Genomic DNA, 17,851 nt, shown 5'->3' with positions numbered 1-17,851 from the left:
CTTATAGTACTGATGAGATTGAAACATACATTTTGAACATAAAAACTGATATACCTATGTACCCCCCACAATTAGTAGCTCCCATGAAGGCCGATCTGACTACTGTCGGATTTCAGGAATTGCTGTCTGCTGAGGATGTAGACAACTACATGCAGACTGCCAAAGGCACTACGCTGGTTATGATCAACTCCGTATGTGGCTGCGCCGCCGGTGCTGCTCGTCCGGGTGTGAAAGCTGCTCTTCAGCGCAGCGAAGTAAAGCCTGATAACCTGGTAACGGTATTTGCTGGTGTTGACAGAGAGGCTACCGAAAAGATGCGTGAGTATACGCTTCCTTATCCTCCTTCGTCACCTGCTATCGCTATCTTCAAGGATGACGAACTGGTACACTTCATCGAGCGTCACCACATCGAAGGTCGTTCGGCCGAAATGATTGCTCAGCACCTGCAAATGGCGTTTGAGGAATTCTGCGGCGAGAACGCTTAATAGCTCATAAGCTTAAGGTAATTTCCCAGAGTCCCTGCTGAAAAGTTAATTCAGCAGGGACTTTTTCGTTAAACTATCCTGTTCCTATTGACGTTGTGATAGGTATAAATCTCTTTTGCTATGCACGGACATCGTTTTTCTCAATATATCCCTCAGGAACAAGGTGGCAACAGTAAGTTTGACCAGCTCCTGAACATATTTCAGCAACTCCTGCTCATGACCTCCGGTGATGTGTCACAGGCTATGTCATGGCTGAGCGAGCTGGACCGCCAGTACGGTCTTACCAGCGACCAGTACGGGATTGGTGACTTCTTCGAAGACCTCAAGAAGAAGGGGTACATTACCGAGGAAAACGAGGAAGGACGCGTAGTGATGACGCCCAAAAGCGAGCAAAGCATCCGTAGGAGCGCGCTGGAAGAGATATTTGGTAAACTGAAGCGCTCCAAGTCGGGCGGGAACCACCATACCCCCTACTCCGGCACCGGCGACGAGCTAAGCAGTGATATCCGTCCCTACCAGTTTGGAGATACGCTGGAGCAGATCTCCATGACCGAATCGATCAAGAACGCCCAGGTCAACCACGGCATTGGTGATTTCAGGCTGATGGAAAATGACCTGGAAGTGGTCGAGAAGGAGCAGAAGACCACTACCTCCACCGTCATGATGATTGACATCAGCCACTCCATGATCCTGTACGGGGAAGACCGCATTACACCCGCCAAAAAGGTAGCCCTGGCCCTGGCGGAGCTGATCCGTACCAAGTACCCCAAGGACTCACTGGATATTATTGTATTCGGCAACGACGCCTGGCAGATCCAGATCAAGGATCTTCCCTACCTCGAGGTAGGCCCCTACCATACCAACACCGTAGCCGGCCTGGAGCTTGCGATGGACCTGCTGCGCCGCCGCAAGACGCGCAACAAGCAGATATTCATGATTACGGACGGAAAGCCTACCTGCCTTAAGGAAGGTATCCGCTACTACAAGAACAGCTTCGGACTGGACCGTAAGATCATCAGCAAAACGCTGACGCTGGCTGCCCAATGCCGTCGCCTCGATATACCCGTTACTACGTTCATGATTGCCTCTGATCCTTATCTGAAGCAGTTTGTGCAGGACTTCACCAAGGTCAACAACGGCCGGGCTTACTACAGCAACCTACAGGGATTGGGTGGCTTTGTACTGGAAGACTTCCAGCGCAACCGCCGTAAAAACATGAAGTAAGAGCTACGCTACGATCAATACTGCTCCTTTAAGGTTAGGTAGGTATCAATGCTGTTTTCCAGACGGGGCTTTACAAACATTTTATCTACCTTATAGGAATGGCTTTTGGATATAAGGTCCAGTAACTGATCATAGAAAGCCTGTAGTATCTTACGATGAGCCTGCCGCTCAGCATCATAGTAGGCCAGAGTCTTGATAGCCTGACTAAGGCTAAGTAGTATCATGATGTCTTCTCTTCCGTAGATCTTGATCGGCTCAAAGGATTTATAAAGCAGTGATTCAAAGGAAGTAACTTTCCATTTGAGTACTGCCCCTCCATTTTCCAGACACGCCTGCCCCACATCATCCCACTGCATGCGCAGGCGAAACAAGTCCGTCAGGTAATGAATACAGATTCGGGCTGTACCCGGATCATTAATACCAGGGCTTAGAGCCTTGATGGCAATTTCCATTAGCTGGGTAAAACCATAGGCATAATTCTCATCAATATTTTCGCCGTGGTAGTAGTGCAGATAGCTCAACAGTACTTCCTCAGACTCCTTTGAAATTCCATTTTTTGAACCGCATATTTCTACAATGGGAATACCTGTAGGAATAAAATCGCCCACTTCTACCAGAAGCCGTATTTTGATATCTTCCTTCTGAGCCAGTTTTATCAGCTCTTTTTTGTTGAACCGCTGTAAATAGCCTGATTGAACAGAAAGGATCATCTGCCCCTCTCCCTCATCCGGCCATTTTTTCTCCTGACCTGCTTCCCGACGATTCTCGTCCACAAATACCTGCATGTAGTGGAGCGTTTTCTTATACAGCCGGATGATTACTTCATTGGCCTGTATGGCCAGCGAGGCATTATGAATAAAAAATACAAACAGCACCAGACACCATAAGCCAAATATGATACTGATTAGTACTTCGGCACTCAGCAGAGGTATATCTTCGTCCTTGTTGAAGTTACCCAGGCAAACCATACAGAAGAGGATGGCTCCCAAGTAATTACCCAGTACTACCTGGTGGCTCTTTTCACTGACTAACCCTCTGAGTATCTTTGGGGAGAAACTACTGGATGCCTGACTTAGTACCACCATAACCATGGAGAAGCTGAGCACCATAAGTGATATGATACTACCAATCAGGGTAGTAAGAATAGCGGTAGGGGTATCCAGAGTTTCAAACGACAACCAGGGGCGCTCGGCCAGCCATTGTGATATGGCCGACTGTCTGGAGTTGACCAGTACAACCGCAAGTATAAAATAAGCCAGACTGATCAAGGCAGGATAAAGTCCAATGCTGGATCTTATCCCACTAAGAAACTTATTTATATGCTCCCTCTTTCGCATTGCCGATTGGTTTAACAAGGTCATACAGACTGATGTAGTCTGTATGTAGATTCAACTTGTATTTTTATAATACAAAACAGCCGGAACACCTGTGGTTCCGGCTAGTTTTATTGATTAGTTAGGCACAAATACTATTATAGGGAAGGTATCCGTAGTACCTGTCCCGGGTATATCTCATCGGGGTCTTTGAGCATCGGTTTGTTTGCCTCGAATATCACGGGGTACTTCATCATATCTCCGTAGTACTCCTTGGCTATTTTCGATAAGGTGTCCCCCTTTTGTACGGTATGAAACTTTGACTGTTCTTTGGGCTCCACAATATTCATGCGGTTATCCACGGTAGCTACTCCCTCTACATTACCGAGAGCCAGGGCTATTTTTTCCATATCTTCCTGCTTGGCTACTTCACCTTCCAGGATCACGGTATCACCCGACGTCTTTACAGTTAGCTTATTGTAGTTCAGGCCAAGCTGCTTTACGTAGTTAAGTAGTTCGGTGGCGCGCAAAGGCTCTACCTCTTTGGCCTTTTCGGGTGTTGGAGCGGCAACGTGTTCATTTTTTAATACTTTTTTACCCCCTCCTTTAAGAAATGAAAAAAGTCCCATAGCAACAGTTTTGTAGTTAAGTGGAAATTTAAGTGAATGAGCCGGTTAGCTTTCAGAACAGCAAACAGACTACTGAGTTAGTATGTATAAAAATGTCGTGCCTGTTGCACCAGATCCACTCCCTCCATTGCATCTTCCGCCAGCGCCAGTACCGGTATCTGCCCCTGATACACAAACCTGCGGGTGAGGCTACGATCCAGTAGTATATCCAGAGTGGCTTTATGGTGCGAAATCATCACCAGCATATCCGACGGGTACTCTTTTAGGTAATGCTGGATACCTGCCGCTTTGCTACGGTTGGTAGTAAAGCACTGCCGGATCTGCTCGTCCCGGAAGTGACAGGTATACACCTCGGTTTTATCTACCTCAACACCAGCCGGCGACTGGTCCTGATCAATTACAGTAAGGCAGGTAAGGCGGGCAGGGGTTCTATGTGCCAGCTCCGTAACCAGCTTGTACACTGCCCCAGGGCTGGACTCACTATAATCCATAGCGATGACGATCTCTTTGAGCGGGCGCAGCGAGGCATGAAGAGGCACCGAAAGTACATGGTTGGACAGCTTACGGATCAGCGCCGTAGCTATGCTGCCCACTAGTCTGCTTTTGCCTGCTCCGGATGTACCCAGTACTACCAGATCGAAATGCTCGAGTTCGCAGGTAAGCTCTACTATAGCTACTACCGGTCCGGGCAGTACCCTCAGCTCATAGGTATGAGTAAGGCGCCGGCAGGTATTCAATAATGGAAGTATGAATTGCTGCATCCGCTCGTGGGCCTTCTCCAAAGCATCTTCCTGAATGATATGATAAAGTGTGTCCGGTGGGGGTAAGAAGCAATGTAAAAGGGTAAATTCGCAGAAGTCAGAGCTATAGAGCGATGATACATAGGCAAAGGCATGAGCTGAAGCTTCCGAAAAATCAGTGAGTACTAGTATTTTTTTCATAAGTTTGGCTGGGTTAACAGGGTATGCCACAAACGTAATGACACCAGCTGCCCCAGCCTATGACCCTAATCAAGTACCCGTATTGATATAAATCACTTTTTATGAAAGTAGCTGTATTCAGTACCAAAAACTACGACCGTACGTACTTTGATCGTTACAACACGACTCACCAGTTTACCTACTATGACAATAAGCTGGACGCCCGCTCGGCTTCACTGGTAGCCGGCTCAGAGGCCGTATGCGCCTTTGTGAATGATACGCTGGATCGTGCTGTACTCGAGATACTCGCCGGGCACGGAGTCCGGATAGTGGCGATGCGATCAGCCGGATTTAATAACGTTGATCTGGATACGGCGCAGCGTTTGGGTATAGCGGTGGTGCGGGTACCGGCTTATTCGCCCCATGCGGTAGCTGAGCACGCCGTAGCCCTGATCCTGACCCTCAACCGCAAAACGCACAAAGCCTACAATCGGGTACGGGAAGCGAATTTTTCACTCGAAAGACTGGAAGGTTTTGATCTCTATCAGAAGACGGTAGGAGTAGTAGGTACCGGTAAGATCGGGCAGGTATTTATACAGATCATACGGGGCTTTGGCTGTAAGATACTGGCGTTTGACCCCTACCCCAACGAGCAGCTCATTAGTGAGGGTATCGAGTACGTATCCAAAGAAGTACTTTTAGATCAATCTGATATTATTTCGCTCCACTGCCCGCTTACGCCCGAGACGCACCATTTTATTAATGAGGAGGCACTGAAGCTAATAAAGCCGGGCATGATGCTGATCAACACCAGCCGCGGTGGACTCATAGATACACAGGCCGTGGTGCATGCGCTCAAAAGCAAGCAGCTGGGCTACCTGGGGATAGATGTGTACGAGCAGGAGGCTGACTTCTTCTTCCGCGATCTCTCCGACTCTATTATTGACGATGACCTGCTCATGCGCCTGCTTACGTTCCCCAATGTACTTATTACCTCCCACCAGGGATTCTTTACAGACGAGGCGCTCACTCAGATAGCTCAGACTACCATAGCTAATCTGACGGCTTTTGAAGAGGGTACCTACATTGATGCCAACACGCTGATAAGGGTTTAGTGCCGTTTTGAACGGCTACGCTCGCCAGCTATCCAGCCTCCGGCCCCGATCAACAACAGGATGAATATCATCGGCGCAAGCCCCCATTTGAGCCCATTGGCGATCGAAGCCAGCTGAGCCAAAACACCATTCTGCACCGGAAAGCTGGATAGCAAAGCAAGAATAGCGGTGTTTTCGAGGTAGTCGGCGAGCATCACCAGTAAGGGTAGCAGGTTCAGCCTGCGCCAGATGCTACCCTCTGCAAAAGCCTTATCAAACAGGTACGAGATAAGCAGGATCGAGCTCACAGTATACACGATCGGGAACAGACTGTCTACTACCAGCTCGGTCCACCAGTATACTTCTCTTCCGCCTTCCCCCAGAGCAATCAGGTACTCATGAGCCTCGTTGGCTGCAAATCCAATCCGGGCATCCAGCTGCTCGAGTGGAGTACTTAGTCGCATACGCGCCTGTAGACTCGGAAAAATCCACGCTCTAAATACAATCAACAGCACCAGGAATACGCCTATAGCAGGTAGTGTAGCCCTCCTGTAAAACCACCTCGAGAGTTGTGAATAGCTGTGCATAGTCTGGATGAATTGTTTGTTTTTAGTATACAAAGGGTAGTAAAATGTGCATTTATACTTTTTATTGTAATAATACCACCCCCATATGTTAAAAATTTTATAATTTATTCATAGTCAGAATGATCTCGGCTCTTAACGCTCCCCTCCCGACAGTTTCAGACGGCAGCCAGTACAAACACACCCATCGTCCGCTCGTTGCTATTGACTGTATTGTATTTGGGTATGATGAAGAAGTGGGTTTACAGATACTGCTTGTGAAACGCCACCTCGATCCCGAAAAAGGTAAATGGGCACTAATGGGAGGTTTGCTGGACGATCATGAGAATCTGGACCAGGCCGCTAAGCGCATTTTGTACTGCCTGACCGGCATGACCAACGTATACCTGGAAGAGCTTAAAGTATTCAGCCACTGTGACCGCGACCCCGTGGAGCGTACCATTTCGGTAACGTATACGGCCCTGGTCAATATTCATAACTACGAGCACCAGATTACCAACGAGTTTGAAGCCCGGTGGTTTCCTGCTTCCAACCTTCCTGATCTTATCTTTGATCATAACGAAATGGTACGATTCGCCAAGCAGCAATTAAAATACAAGGCTAACCTGCATCCCATCGGATTCGAGCTACTTCCCGAGCGATTTACATTCACCCAGCTTCGCAAGCTGTACGATGCCATCTACGAAACCCAGCTGGACAAAGGCAACTTCCGCCGGATGATGCTCGCTACCGGTCTGCTGGTACGCCTCAAAGAAAAAGACAAAACCAGCTCCAAAAAGGGGGCGTACTTCTACCAGCTCGACAGCGAGAAGTACACAGCCCGGCTGAACAACTTCTACCTGTAAGCCAGTCCCGGTGATATACCCGACACTGATCGGGTAGCCTGCGCCCTGCCCTCTCCGAAGCGGCAGGGCGCTTTTTTAGGGTCTTATTCTTCCCTGATTTCAACTTTATTAGAAAAAAATTAAAAAAAGTTGACCTGACCCTTATTATAAAAAGTAGCTTTTACTCTTATAAGTACATTATCATATCATATCATATACGGTTTGATAGGTTGGTTAATTGATGATCCCCAGAAGGCTTCTGTGCATGCGGGAGCCTTCTATATAAGCTTAAAAAAGTACCCCTACCACAAAAAATTTTATATAGTTCGGACATGATAAGCTATAAGGATACTCTGGATGATGTGTACCTGTGGAAAGAGTTTAAAAACAGTGACCGAAAAGCATTTGGATTAATTTACGATCAATACAACTACACCTTATTACAGTACGGCAAACGACTCGGAGCCGACAGCATGGTTGTGCAGGATGCGATCCACGACCTGTTTGTGGATCTGTGGAAAATGCGTAAGAACCTGGCCGAAGAAGTAGCCGTACCTTACTACCTGTGCCGCTCGCTCCGGCGCCGGCTGCATGTACAGCAGAAGGGAGCCATGGCGACCGTGGACGACCAGCACGAGCCTTCGTTGTTCTCGATGTGTCACGAATCCGAAATTATCAGTCGTGAGGTTTCGGAGAGACAGAGCCAGTTCCTTACCGCCGCTCTCTGCCTGCTGTCCAAGCGGGAGCTGGAGGTTATTCAGCTCCGGTTCTTCCAGAACAAGTCGGTACGCGAGGTAGGTGAATTACTCTCCATCCGGGAGCAAACCGTACGAAACCTGATGCAGCGCGCCCTGGTCAAGATTCGCTCCCAGATACCCAGCTCCATACTTGACTAACGACAGCAGAGGCCCCTCTGCCACCCGAGACTACTATGTACTTTGAGGAGAACTTTTAAGAAGAGGCAAAAAATGGTAGTTTTGTGCAGGGTGTATTCCCCCTAGTATCAGCAACTACCTACCCATGAACCGCTCCCATAACCTGCACCGCTTACAAGAAGACCAGTACGATATTTGTATAATTGGCGGTGGAGCCAGCGGTACGGGTTGCGCTCTGGATGCCGCGTTGCGCGGCTACAAGGTAGCTTTGATCGAAAAAACCGATTTTGCATCCGAAACCTCATCCCGCTCTACCAAGCTGATCCACGGCGGGGTCCGGTACCTTGAGCAGGCATTCCGTAACCTGGATCTGGCCCAGCTTAAGCAAGTCCGTCACGGGCTGGAAGAGCGCCACATCGTACTGAAAAATGCTCCCCATCTGGCCCGTCCGTTGGCCTTGCTTACCCCCGTCTCATCCTGGTTTGACGGTGTCTATTTCAGCATTGGCCTGTGGCTGTATGACCTCTTTGCCCAGCAGGACTCGCTGCCTAAAAGCAAATGGCTGAGCAAGCAGGAAGTACTTCGGCGTATGCCTACTCTGGACCCGAACAAACTCCACAGCGCGGTGCTCTACTACGACGGTCAGCTGGACGACGCCCGCTACTGCCTGGCCCTGGCGCAGTCGGCACAGGAGGCGGGAGCCACGGTAGTCAATCATGCGTCGGTGGTGGAATTTGAAAAAGAACCAGGAGGCCGGCTTACGGCAGCGCACATTAAGGATGAAATTGGTGGTAGCACTTATACGGTTAAAGCCAACGTATTTGTCAACTGTACGGGTCCCTACTCCGATCATATTCGTCTGCTAGCCAACCCGGACCTGCCCAGGCGCATCCGCCCCAGCAAGGGAGTACATATCGTGCTTCCCAGAGAGGTACTCCAGAGTGAGGATGCCATGCTGATTCCCAAGACCAGCGACGGCCGGGTCGTATTTGCCATACCCTTTGGTGATGAGCTGCTCGTAGGTACTACGGACACGGAGTACAACCAGTTGGAGGAAGAGCCGCTTCTGAATAAGAGGGAAGTAGATTTTCTGCTAAGTACTTTAAATCCTTACCTGTCTACTACGCCCCGCCCCGAGCAGATCCGATCCGGGTTTGGGGGGCTGCGGCCACTTCTGGCGGCCGATCCTCGTAAGGCCACCAAGCGCCTCACTCGTGACCACGAGGTAGAGCATGACCCGGCATCAAACTTGGTGAGCCTGCTGGGTGGCAAATGGACTACCTATCGGCTGATGGCGAAGGACACCCTCGACGAAGTAGACAAACTACTGGGTCAGGAGCATCCGTGCCGTACGGATGAATACGTCCTGACCGGAGGAGATGGCTATCAGCCAGACGGCTGGAAAAAGCTGCAAAAAGAAACTCAGCTACCGGAGGATATTTGCCGGCACCTGTCCAAGACCTACGGAAGCCGCGCCGAAAAAGTAACAGAGCTGGTACAGTCAAACCCTACCCTGGGTAAACGACTGGTACCTCGCTACCCGTTCATCAGGGCGGAGGTAGTATACGCTACGCAGTACGAAATGGCCGTGACGCCACGTGATGTACTGGCCCGGCGTATGCGCCTTGAAATCCTGAGCTGGGAGGATACGCTGGCGTGTCTGCCCGTAGTAGCGGACCTGATGGCTTCCGCGCTGGGCTGGTCTGTAGCAACCAGGCAGCGTATGGCTGATACCTACGCTGCCCAGTTAACTCTATTTATTCAGGAAGCTACTGTATAGCAGGGCTACTGTTCTTCCATGAGTTCTTTCAGGATCTTCTGCGCAGCGATGGATATAATAGTACCCGGCCCGAACACGCCTTTTACTCCGGCATCGTACAGGTACTGGTAGTCCTGCGCCGGTATGACGCCCCCGGCTATGACCATGATATCCTCCCGACCCAGCTTTCTGAGCTCTTCGATCAACTGCGGTACGAGGGTCTTATGGCCGGCCGCCAGACTGGAGGCTCCTACTACGTGTACGTCATTTTCGGCAGCCTGACGTGCTACCTCTTCCGGCGTCTGGAATAGGGGCCCCATGTCCACGTCAAAACCCAGGTCGGCAAAGCTGGTCGCGATGACCTTTGCTCCCCGGTCGTGCCCGTCCTGACCCATTTTGGCTACCATAATACGCGGACGGCGACCTTCCAGTTTGGCAAAGCGGTCGGCCATCTCTTTGGCCATGCGGAAGTTTTCGTCATCTGACACTTCCGCTTTATATACTCCTGACACAGATCTGATTACTGCTTTATAGCGTCCAAATACTTTCTCCATAGCATCTGATATCTCTCCCAGCGTAGCTCGCTTGCGAGCCGCCTCAACGGCCAGCGCCAGCAGGTTACTCCCCATATCGGTACCTCCCTGCCCCGTACAGGCCTGGGTGATGGCCGACAGAGCAACCTCTACCTCCTGCTGGTTTCGCTCGGCTCTTACCTTTTCCAGCCGGGCTATCTGGGATAACCGTACCGCCTGATTGTCAATTTCCAGAATATCAATAGTCTCTTCCGACTCCGGCCGGTACTTGTTTACGCCTACGATCACATCTTTTCCTGAGTCAATACGTGCCTGCTTCCGGGCCGCTGCCTCTTCGATCCGCATTTTGGGCAGTCCCGTTTCGATGGCCTTCGTCATACCGCCCAGTTGCTCTACTTCTTCGATAAGGGCCCAGGCCCGCTCGGCCAGTTCTTTGGTCAGGTACTCTACGTAGTATGAGCCTCCCCAGGGATCCACCGCGCGGGTAATGTCCGTCTCGTGCTGCAGAAAGAGCTGGGTGTTACGGGCGATACGGGCCGAAAAATCGGTAGGAAGTGCAATGGCCTCGTCCAGTGAATTGGTATGCAGCGATTGGGTATGCCCCAGTACTGCCGCCATCGCCTCCACGCAGGTACGGGTGACGTTATTGAAGGGGTCCTGCTCGGTGAGGCTGTAACCACTGGTCTGGCAGTGGGTCCGTAGCGCCATAGATTTGCTTTTCTTAGGTGCAAACTGCTGCACAATCTTGGCCCAGAGGAGTCGTCCGGCGCGGAGCTTCGCTATTTCCATAAAGTGGTTCATGCCGATGCCCCAGAAGAAGGAAAGGCGCGGGGCAAAATCGTCAATATCCATTCCCGCGTCTAATCCCGTACGGATGTACTCGAGCCCATCGGCCAGGGTATAGGCTAGCTCGATATGCGCCGGAGCGCCTGCCTCGTGCATGTGGTACCCACTGATACTAATGGAGTTGAACCGGGGCATCAGCCGTGAGGAGTAGGCAAATATATCTCCCACAATACGCATGGATGGAGTGGGCGGATAGATATAGGTATTACGCACCATGAACTCCTTCAGGATATCATTCTGGATGGTACCCGACAGCTTCTCCGCCGGTACGCCCTGCTCCTCGGCCGCCACGATATAGAAGGCCATAATGGGTAGTACCGCTCCGTTCATGGTCATGGATACCGACATCTGATCCAGCGGGATCTGGTCGAAAAGGATCTTCATATCCTCCACGCTATCGATAGCCACCCCGGCTTTGCCGACATCGCCCACTACCCGCGGATGATCGGAGTCGTAGCCCCGGTGCGTAGCCAGGTCAAAGGCTACGGAAAGTCCTTTCTGACCGGCCGCCAGGTTACGTCGGTAGAAGGCATTGGACTCCTCCGCCGTCGAGAATCCCGCATATTGCCGGATGGTCCAGGGTTTCTGGACGTACATGGTACTGTACGGTCCGCGCAGGAAGGGAGGAATACCGGCCGCAAAGTGCAGGTGTTCGGCTTCGGCCAGGTCATCCGGAGTATACGCCGGTTGTAGCCTAATACCTTCGGCCGTAGGGAAAGGCTTACCGGGAGCAGCCGGCTGGCTTCCGGCGGTAGTTTGTTGTTGATGAAGTGGTATATCCGAAAAATCAGGTTTCATTCTTAAGCTTGTTAAGTAGGTCACATCCGCACTAGGCGATAGCAGCAGCCAGTTGACGTTTGACTAAAAGGGGGAATCCCGCTGGAAGTTCCGCTAAGGTCTGGGTGCTAGCCACCGGGACAGGTACTTCCGCTCGTTCACCCGGCTCCTCTACCCGGTACCTGTTTACCCCTACCATTACCTTCCCGTTTGTCAAAGCCTCGGTCTTAGCGTTCCACTCCTTCTCTATTTCGCTTTGTATCCACCCCTTCTCAAAGGCGGCTACAATTCCACCATCTTGCTCTATCCGCTGGAACAGCGTCCAGGCTTCGTCAGCCAGTTGTAAGGTCAATGTTTCGATAAAATGCGCGCCTGCCGCCGGATCGGCTACTTTATCCATATATCCCTCTTCTTTCAAAATAAGCGATACATTGCGGGCAATCCGCTCCGAGAAACTACTGGATTGGCGATAGGTAGCGTCATACGCATGAATGGTAAGGGCATCACATCCTCCCACGGTCGCACTCATGGCTTCTGAAGTGGCCCGCAGCATGTTGGTATGGGGCGTTACGGGAGCATCGTAGAAGGCTGAGTTACGGGCGTGGATGTAAGCCGGAGCTGCCTCCGCCGGAAGCCCGTAGGCATCCGTGACGCGTCGGTACAGGTATCGTAGGGCCCGCAACTTGGCTATTTCGGTGAGGTAGTCGGAGCCGATCGAGAGGGAGAAATACAGCTTGCTCACCACCTGCCGCGCTGATAGGCCCGCCTCCGTCAGTTGATCCAGGTACCATACGGCCGAAGCCAGCGTACAGGCCAGCTCCTGCACCACATGGGCTCCCGCCTCGTGGTAGGCGTGGCCGCTCACCATGAGGGGACGAAAGGCCGGCATATCGTTGGTTCGGGCTACGACCGCGGCCAGTTGATCCACCGCCGGCCGGTAGTCCTGTCCCGTTAGCATCCAGCTTGCCACCGCATCCGCAGCCATACCGCCTTTGAGGTGGTAGCCCGACACCTGCAGCAGCTCATGGGTCAGGTCAGCCACGTTGCCCTCTACCTCAAAAACAACCGGTGTATCCGTCAGGCGGATATTGTGCAGGGTCTTGTGCAGATCGGTACCAACCCGCTGCTGGCCCCTTACCTGCAGCCACACGGCATCAGCCCCGGCCGACAGGGCTTTATGGATCTGAGTATTGGTATCTTTGGGTGTAGTAAAATAAACGACTGGCTGCGTTAGCCAACCGGGCTGACGCTTCTGACAACGCTGTATGTCCGCAACCCGTGGATCGGCGACCTCGGGGGCGGTGTAGTACGGCTCCATGGCTATAGAGCCGGTCACTTTCCACTGCAAATCAGCGTAGGGAGTGCCTCCCAGGTCTTTCTCTACCTGACTGAGCCAGTCTTCTTTACTGGTTGGTTTGAATGATGAAAATAAAGATTCTTTCATGCTGTTGGGTAGGGATAAAATATGTACCCTACGAAATGTTAGTTTAGCAAAGCTACTATTTAGAGATTACATTTTTTTAACAACTTAATACACAGAAGTAAAGCGCGCTTCCCTGGGGTAGGATTATTCCTTTAGTTTCAAATCGCTGCTTGTTTAAGCTATTTACTAATTGTAAATTCATCTCGCTTTATACTTCCAGCTGTATCTATTTTTTTATCTTTGCCCTCCCGAAAAAATATGACACCTGATTACGTAAGCTTTACTTTGGAAAAAGTCACCTCACATAGAGATGTAGATATGGTATGGGATAAGTGCCTACGGGTTATTCAGGAGAATATCCCGGACCAGAGCTATAAGACCTGGTTTGAGCCTATCCGTCCCCTACGTCTCCATGGTAAAGTACTTACGATACAGGTTCCCAGTCAATTTTTTTACGAATGGCTGGAAGATAATTACGTACACCTGCTCCGCAAAGCACTGGACTACTCCATCGGTCGGGATGGAATGCTTGAGTACTCTATCATCGTTGATACCGGTAACGAAAAGCACCAGCCACTGACGATGAACGTCCCGACGGTCAAGACACCTCAGACCGCCCGTCCGGATAACTTTGGTACCGATCTGCGCAATGCTAACAACCAGGTCAAGGATCAGGATTCGCTCCAGCTGGATACGTACCTCAACGCCAACTACTCCTTCGATAACTTCATCGAGGGAGACTGTAACCGTCTGGCCCGTTCGGCGGGCTTCGCGGTAGCCCAGCGCCCCGGCCTTACATCCTTCAACCCCCTGATGGTGTACGGAGGCGTAGGACTGGGGAAGACCCACCTGGTACAGGCCATCGGTAACTACATCCGGAATCATTTCAACGAGAAGCTGGTACTGTATGTTTCGTCGGAGAAGTTTACGAACCAGTTTATCAACTCCATCAAGAACAACACCCTGCAGGATTTTACGGACTTCTACATGAAGGTAGACGTGCTGGTGATTGATGACGTGCAGTTCCTGTCGGGTAAAGAAAAAACGCAGGATACGTTCTTCCATATATTCAACCACCTGCACCAGATGGGCAAGCAGATCGTCATGACGAGTGACCGTCCGCCGCGCGAGCTGCAGGGATTACAGGACCGCCTGCTGTCGCGGTTTAAGTGGGGACTTACCGCCGACCTGCAGACCCCCGACTTCGAGACGCGTATTGCCATTATCCAGAAGAAGCTTCAGTCGGAAGGTATAAATATCGATTACGATGTAATTGAGTACGTAGCTCATAGTGTTAACTCCAACGTACGTGAGCTGGAAGGCGTGATAATATCGCTGATGGCGCAGGCCTCCCTGACCCGCCGCGAAATAGACGTAGAGCTGGCCAAGAATACGCTCCGGAATATCGTGATGGACGAGGAGAAGGAAGTAACCATCGACACCATTCAGGAGATCGTAGCCGACTACTTTGAGATCAGTATCGCCGACCTGAAGAGCAAGAGCCGCAAAAAAGAAAATGTGTACCCCCGCCAGCTGGCGATGTTCCTGGCCAAGGAGTACACCGACCTCCCCCTCAAGTCTATCGGCTACCACTTTGGCGGTCGCGACCATAGTACCGTGATCCACTCCATCCAGAGTATCCACGAACTCATGGGCAACGACCCTGACGTGGAGGAAACCGTTCAGAAACTACGCAGCTACTTCAAGTAGAAACCTCAACCGGTGACTACTCCCCTACTACTTTGCCGCTCACAGATTGATGCACAGCGCTGGGATCAGCTCATACAGCAATCCCAACAACGGGTCGTGTACGGGTATAGCTGGTACCTCGATGTGGTATCGCCCGGCTGGTCGGCGCTGGTGTGGCCTTCGGCCGAGGAATACCAGGTAGTGATGCCTCTGCCCATCCGTAAAAAATGGGGTCTGCCCGTCATTCAGCAGCCCTTCTTCTGTCAGTACCTGGGACTGTTTTCAGCCATTCCTCTAACTAAAGATATCGCTGACGCTTTTCTGCGGGTACTTGACCGGCACTTCCGCTACATCAGCAGCTATACTTTCCATCCGGACAATACGCCTCTGCTAGCTGATTTACTCCCTACCTACCCCAGTATACAGTACCAAAGGCTCCATACGCACTGGCTGCCACTCAACCAACCGTACGCGGGTATAGAAGGAAGATATAGTCAGGATCGGAAAAAGAATCTGAAACGCGCTAGTAAGGCAGGCTGGACAATAAGGGAGCAGGAGGATATAGTACCTTTAATTGACATGTTCCGTACCTACCACGCGCAGGGCATACAGGGTGGCGTCAGTGAAAAGGCCTACGAACTACTAAAAGCCCTGTACAGAGAACTTCGTAAAAGAGGCCTGGTGCAGGTACTTTATGCCGGATTAGGAAGCGAGCCCCATGCGGGAGTAATGCTGGTCGAAGAAGGGAAAAGGGTGATCTACCTGTTCAATGCAGCGGATCAGACGGGAAGAAAACAAAACGCCCGTACGTACCTGCTGGATCAGTACCTGCGGAGCCATTCCAACCTAGATAGTGTATTTGATTTTGAAAGTCCCGAAGTTCCCAGTATTGTGGACTATTACCGGAGCTTTGGAGCGGAGAAAAAGGCTTTTTACAGCATCCGAAAAAACAGCCTGCCTTTTCCCCTGCGGGAGATCCAGGAATGGCGTATCAGGCAGGCTACTTTATCCAGTTAGGTTCGGTCCGGAGGCCTCTGTAGCCCTTTATATCCATGTCCAGGGAGCCGATCACCAGTTCTACCTCCGCCTTCACGGGTATCTTATTATCATCGTCGGATACCCAGAGCGTCATAGGATTCTCTCCTTTGAACAGCTTGTTGTCTGGTATGAAGGGAGTAAGCTTTAGGACCTTTATTCTACCAAACTTGGTCTTTATTTCACTCTTTCCGCCGTAGCGTATCCGCAGCTTATATACCTCTCCATCAAAAAAAGTAGGTACCTCCACTACTTCACCTACACCGATCCGGCCAAAATCCAGCGTACGCAGGAAGAAATAGCCACTGATGATATCATGGATATTGTTAGGTACTTTATACGTCTTTTGCAGGTCTTTGTCGTAGGCCGTATTGGCGCCGTGATTGAATATGACCGTTTCCTCTTTACGGAAGTTGTTCTCCTGGATATTGCGGTAGAACATATGGGGCAGGATCGCCGATGTATCTATATACGAGCGCCACTGATCCCGTACCCGCGTGATCATGTCGAAGGCTCCTACAGTCTTGCCACTTACGTTGACGCGGTAGCAGGGCCGGTTATTGACAGATACTAACGAACGGGACACCTCTACTCTGGCCTCGGCGGCATTGATGATGCCGTAGTGGACCCGATACTCTATCCGTTCGCCTTTTACAAAGCTCTCGTTCCGGACGGTACGGTATCCTTCGAAAGGGGCAAAAGCTACTGTGGCTAGGGAAACTATGGTAAGCAGTACAATAATCTTCAGTTTGTTCATGGCTACATTTCAGTTGTTCACAACGACGGGTACTTCTCTTTCAGATAAGCTAAATACCTTTTGAAATCTCCACCAAACCTCTTCTCAAACTCCTCCTGGAAGGCATTCTGCTGGGATTTATATGTCTGGAACCCAATAAAGTACGCGTTGTTAGGTAGTTTAGTTTCATCCCAACGCCTTTTTTTAGTCAACGAACGTTGCCCTCCGAGTAGTGTATCCAGGTCATATACAATGTCTCTGATCAGCCGGTACTTGAGCGTATCCTTCTGCGCAGTAGGCTGCTGATCCGGAAAAGTAGCGTACAGGCTATCCAGCCGGTTGCCTCCCCGGAGTATATGCTGCGAATAGGCATCGTTGTACCGCTTGGAGTACTGGTACCGCTTTAGTTGCGGCGAATCCGGGCCGTACTTGTGGTTCAGGAAGCGCACGGCTCCCACGTCTCCTACAAAGGAGGCCAGGTTTTCATTCAGTTCAAGATTATTTTTCACAAACAGGGTACCGTGCGTCAGCTCGTGCAGAATAAGGCTGGCCAGGCTCCCTTCGGTTCGGTAAAGCATGCTGGAAAGAATTGGGTCTTTCAGGTACCCCAGCGTCGACCAGGCCGATACCTCTCCTATATCCGTATCCAGCCCCTCCCTGATCAGCTCGGCTTCCTCGCGGGCGGCGCGGGTAGAGTCAAAGTAGCCCTTGTAGGCAAATGAACCAATGATCGGGAAGCTCCACTCGCGGGCGTTGAGCTTATAGCGATCCGAAGCCGTGATTACCCACAAAATAGGCTTTCCGCCCTGGTCGTAAAAGGTAGTGTAGTTTTTGGAAGGATTGAGCCCCAGCGAATCCACGCCAAACTGCTTTATCTCCTGAATAAGACGTATGCGGGCTTTGAGTGAATCCGGGAAAGCTGGATCGCTGAGTACGTCCGACACATCCCGTACATTGGCCAGTATACTGAGCTGCCCCTTGGCCTGCATCCAGCCGTAGCTGACCAGATCACGGTAGTAAATTCCAAGGGCTAGAAGTATCAGTACAAGGGCCAGAACTATTTTTTTGAACATGCAGAAATCAAGAGTGCGTTTCCCAAAATTTG

At 51.0% G+C, this 17,851-nt stretch carries 16 protein-coding genes; 8 read left to right on the top strand and 8 right to left on the bottom strand.

The window, feature by feature from the left end; genetic code table 11:
* Positions 1-56 precede the first annotated feature (56 nt).
* Both JTN23_RS01390 and JTN23_RS01385 read left to right on the top strand, forming a co-directional pair.
* Positions 57-485, top strand: coding sequence for a BrxA/BrxB family bacilliredoxin (locus JTN23_RS01390; protein WP_247231777.1), 429 nt, complete (start codon positions 57-59; stop codon positions 483-485).
* 120 nt (positions 486-605) lie between these two features.
* A complete protein-coding gene (locus JTN23_RS01385) occupies positions 606-1,709 on the top strand; it encodes a vWA domain-containing protein (RefSeq protein WP_247231776.1) in 1,104 nt (367 codons plus the stop codon).
* 14 nt (positions 1,710-1,723) lie between these two features.
* Here the strand turns inward: JTN23_RS01385 and JTN23_RS01380 are convergent, their stop codons facing one another.
* From JTN23_RS01380 to JTN23_RS01370, 3 genes are all read right to left on the bottom strand, one after another.
* A complete protein-coding gene (locus tag JTN23_RS01380) occupies positions 1,724-3,046 on the bottom strand; it encodes a DUF2254 domain-containing protein (RefSeq protein ID WP_262918392.1) in 1,323 nt (440 codons plus the stop codon).
* Positions 3,047-3,180: 134 nt separating this feature from the next.
* Positions 3,181-3,651, bottom strand: a complete 471-nt coding sequence (gene lysM / locus JTN23_RS01375; RefSeq protein ID WP_247231774.1) for a peptidoglycan-binding protein LysM — start codon at positions 3,649-3,651, stop codon at positions 3,181-3,183.
* 77 nt (positions 3,652-3,728) lie between these two features.
* Positions 3,729-4,592: a universal stress protein gene (locus JTN23_RS01370; RefSeq protein WP_247231773.1), complete on the bottom strand. Its 864-nt coding sequence runs from the start codon at positions 4,590-4,592 to the stop codon at positions 3,729-3,731.
* A 101-nt stretch (positions 4,593-4,693) separates the two neighbouring features.
* Between JTN23_RS01370 and JTN23_RS01365 the strand changes: the two genes are divergently transcribed.
* Entirely contained in the window at positions 4,694-5,686 is a 993-nt protein-coding gene (locus JTN23_RS01365; protein WP_247231772.1) for a 2-hydroxyacid dehydrogenase, read from the top strand.
* Here JTN23_RS01365 and JTN23_RS01360 read toward each other — a convergent pair.
* Positions 5,683-6,252: a hypothetical protein gene (locus JTN23_RS01360; RefSeq protein WP_247231771.1), complete on the bottom strand. Its 570-nt coding sequence runs from the start codon at positions 6,250-6,252 to the stop codon at positions 5,683-5,685. The two genes, JTN23_RS01365 and JTN23_RS01360, sit on opposite strands and share 4 nt — an antisense overlap.
* A gap of 119 nt (positions 6,253-6,371) precedes the next feature.
* Between JTN23_RS01360 and JTN23_RS01355 the strand changes: the two genes are divergently transcribed.
* The 3 genes from JTN23_RS01355 (at position 6,372) to JTN23_RS01345 (ending at position 9,728) form a co-directional block, all read left to right on the top strand.
* The gene (locus tag JTN23_RS01355; RefSeq protein ID WP_247231770.1) at positions 6,372-7,094 is read left to right on the top strand and encodes an NUDIX hydrolase; all 723 of its coding nucleotides are present in this window, start codon (positions 6,372-6,374) and stop codon (positions 7,092-7,094) included.
* Positions 7,095-7,405: 311 nt separating this feature from the next.
* A complete protein-coding gene (locus JTN23_RS01350) occupies positions 7,406-7,969 on the top strand; it encodes an RNA polymerase sigma factor (protein ID WP_247231769.1) in 564 nt (187 codons plus the stop codon).
* Positions 7,970-8,093: 124 nt separating this feature from the next.
* On the top strand, positions 8,094-9,728 hold the full coding sequence (locus tag JTN23_RS01345; protein ID WP_247231768.1) for a glycerol-3-phosphate dehydrogenase/oxidase: 1,635 nt from the start codon (positions 8,094-8,096) through the stop codon (positions 9,726-9,728).
* Positions 9,729-9,733: 5 nt separating this feature from the next.
* Here JTN23_RS01345 and scpA read toward each other — a convergent pair whose 3' ends face one another.
* Both scpA and JTN23_RS01335 read right to left on the bottom strand, forming a co-directional pair.
* Positions 9,734-11,884 (bottom strand): methylmalonyl-CoA mutase, encoded by a 2,151-nt coding sequence (gene scpA, locus JTN23_RS01340; RefSeq protein ID WP_247231767.1) that lies wholly within the window; start codon positions 11,882-11,884, stop codon positions 9,734-9,736.
* 31 nt (positions 11,885-11,915) lie between these two features.
* On the bottom strand, positions 11,916-13,307 hold the full coding sequence (locus JTN23_RS01335; protein ID WP_247231766.1) for a methylmalonyl-CoA mutase family protein: 1,392 nt from the start codon (positions 13,305-13,307) through the stop codon (positions 11,916-11,918).
* Positions 13,308-13,604: 297 nt separating this feature from the next.
* Between JTN23_RS01335 and dnaA the strand changes: the two genes are divergently transcribed.
* The gene (gene dnaA, locus JTN23_RS01330; RefSeq protein ID WP_247232331.1) at positions 13,605-14,996 is read left to right on the top strand and encodes a chromosomal replication initiator protein DnaA; all 1,392 of its coding nucleotides are present in this window, start codon (positions 13,605-13,607) and stop codon (positions 14,994-14,996) included.
* Positions 14,997-15,008: 12 nt separating this feature from the next.
* Entirely contained in the window at positions 15,009-15,992 is a 984-nt protein-coding gene (locus JTN23_RS01325) for a GNAT family N-acetyltransferase (protein WP_247231765.1), read from the top strand.
* Here the strand turns inward: JTN23_RS01325 and JTN23_RS01320 are convergent.
* Together JTN23_RS01320 and JTN23_RS01315 are read right to left on the bottom strand one after the other, a co-directional pair.
* Entirely contained in the window at positions 15,976-16,767 is a 792-nt protein-coding gene (locus JTN23_RS01320) for a DUF3108 domain-containing protein (protein ID WP_247231764.1), read from the bottom strand. The genes JTN23_RS01325 and JTN23_RS01320 overlap by 17 nt on opposite strands.
* Before the next feature lie 17 nt (positions 16,768-16,784).
* Positions 16,785-17,819: an aminopeptidase gene (locus JTN23_RS01315; protein ID WP_247231762.1), complete on the bottom strand. Its 1,035-nt coding sequence runs from the start codon at positions 17,817-17,819 to the stop codon at positions 16,785-16,787.
* Positions 17,820-17,851: the final 32 nt, after the last annotated feature.

Source organism: Telluribacter roseus, from assembly GCF_017355915.2.
In the GTDB taxonomy this organism is placed as follows: domain Bacteria; phylum Bacteroidota; class Bacteroidia; order Cytophagales; family Spirosomataceae; genus Telluribacter.
Note: the sequence above shows the minus strand (reverse complement) of the source record. Positions and strands in the feature narration are given on the sequence as shown.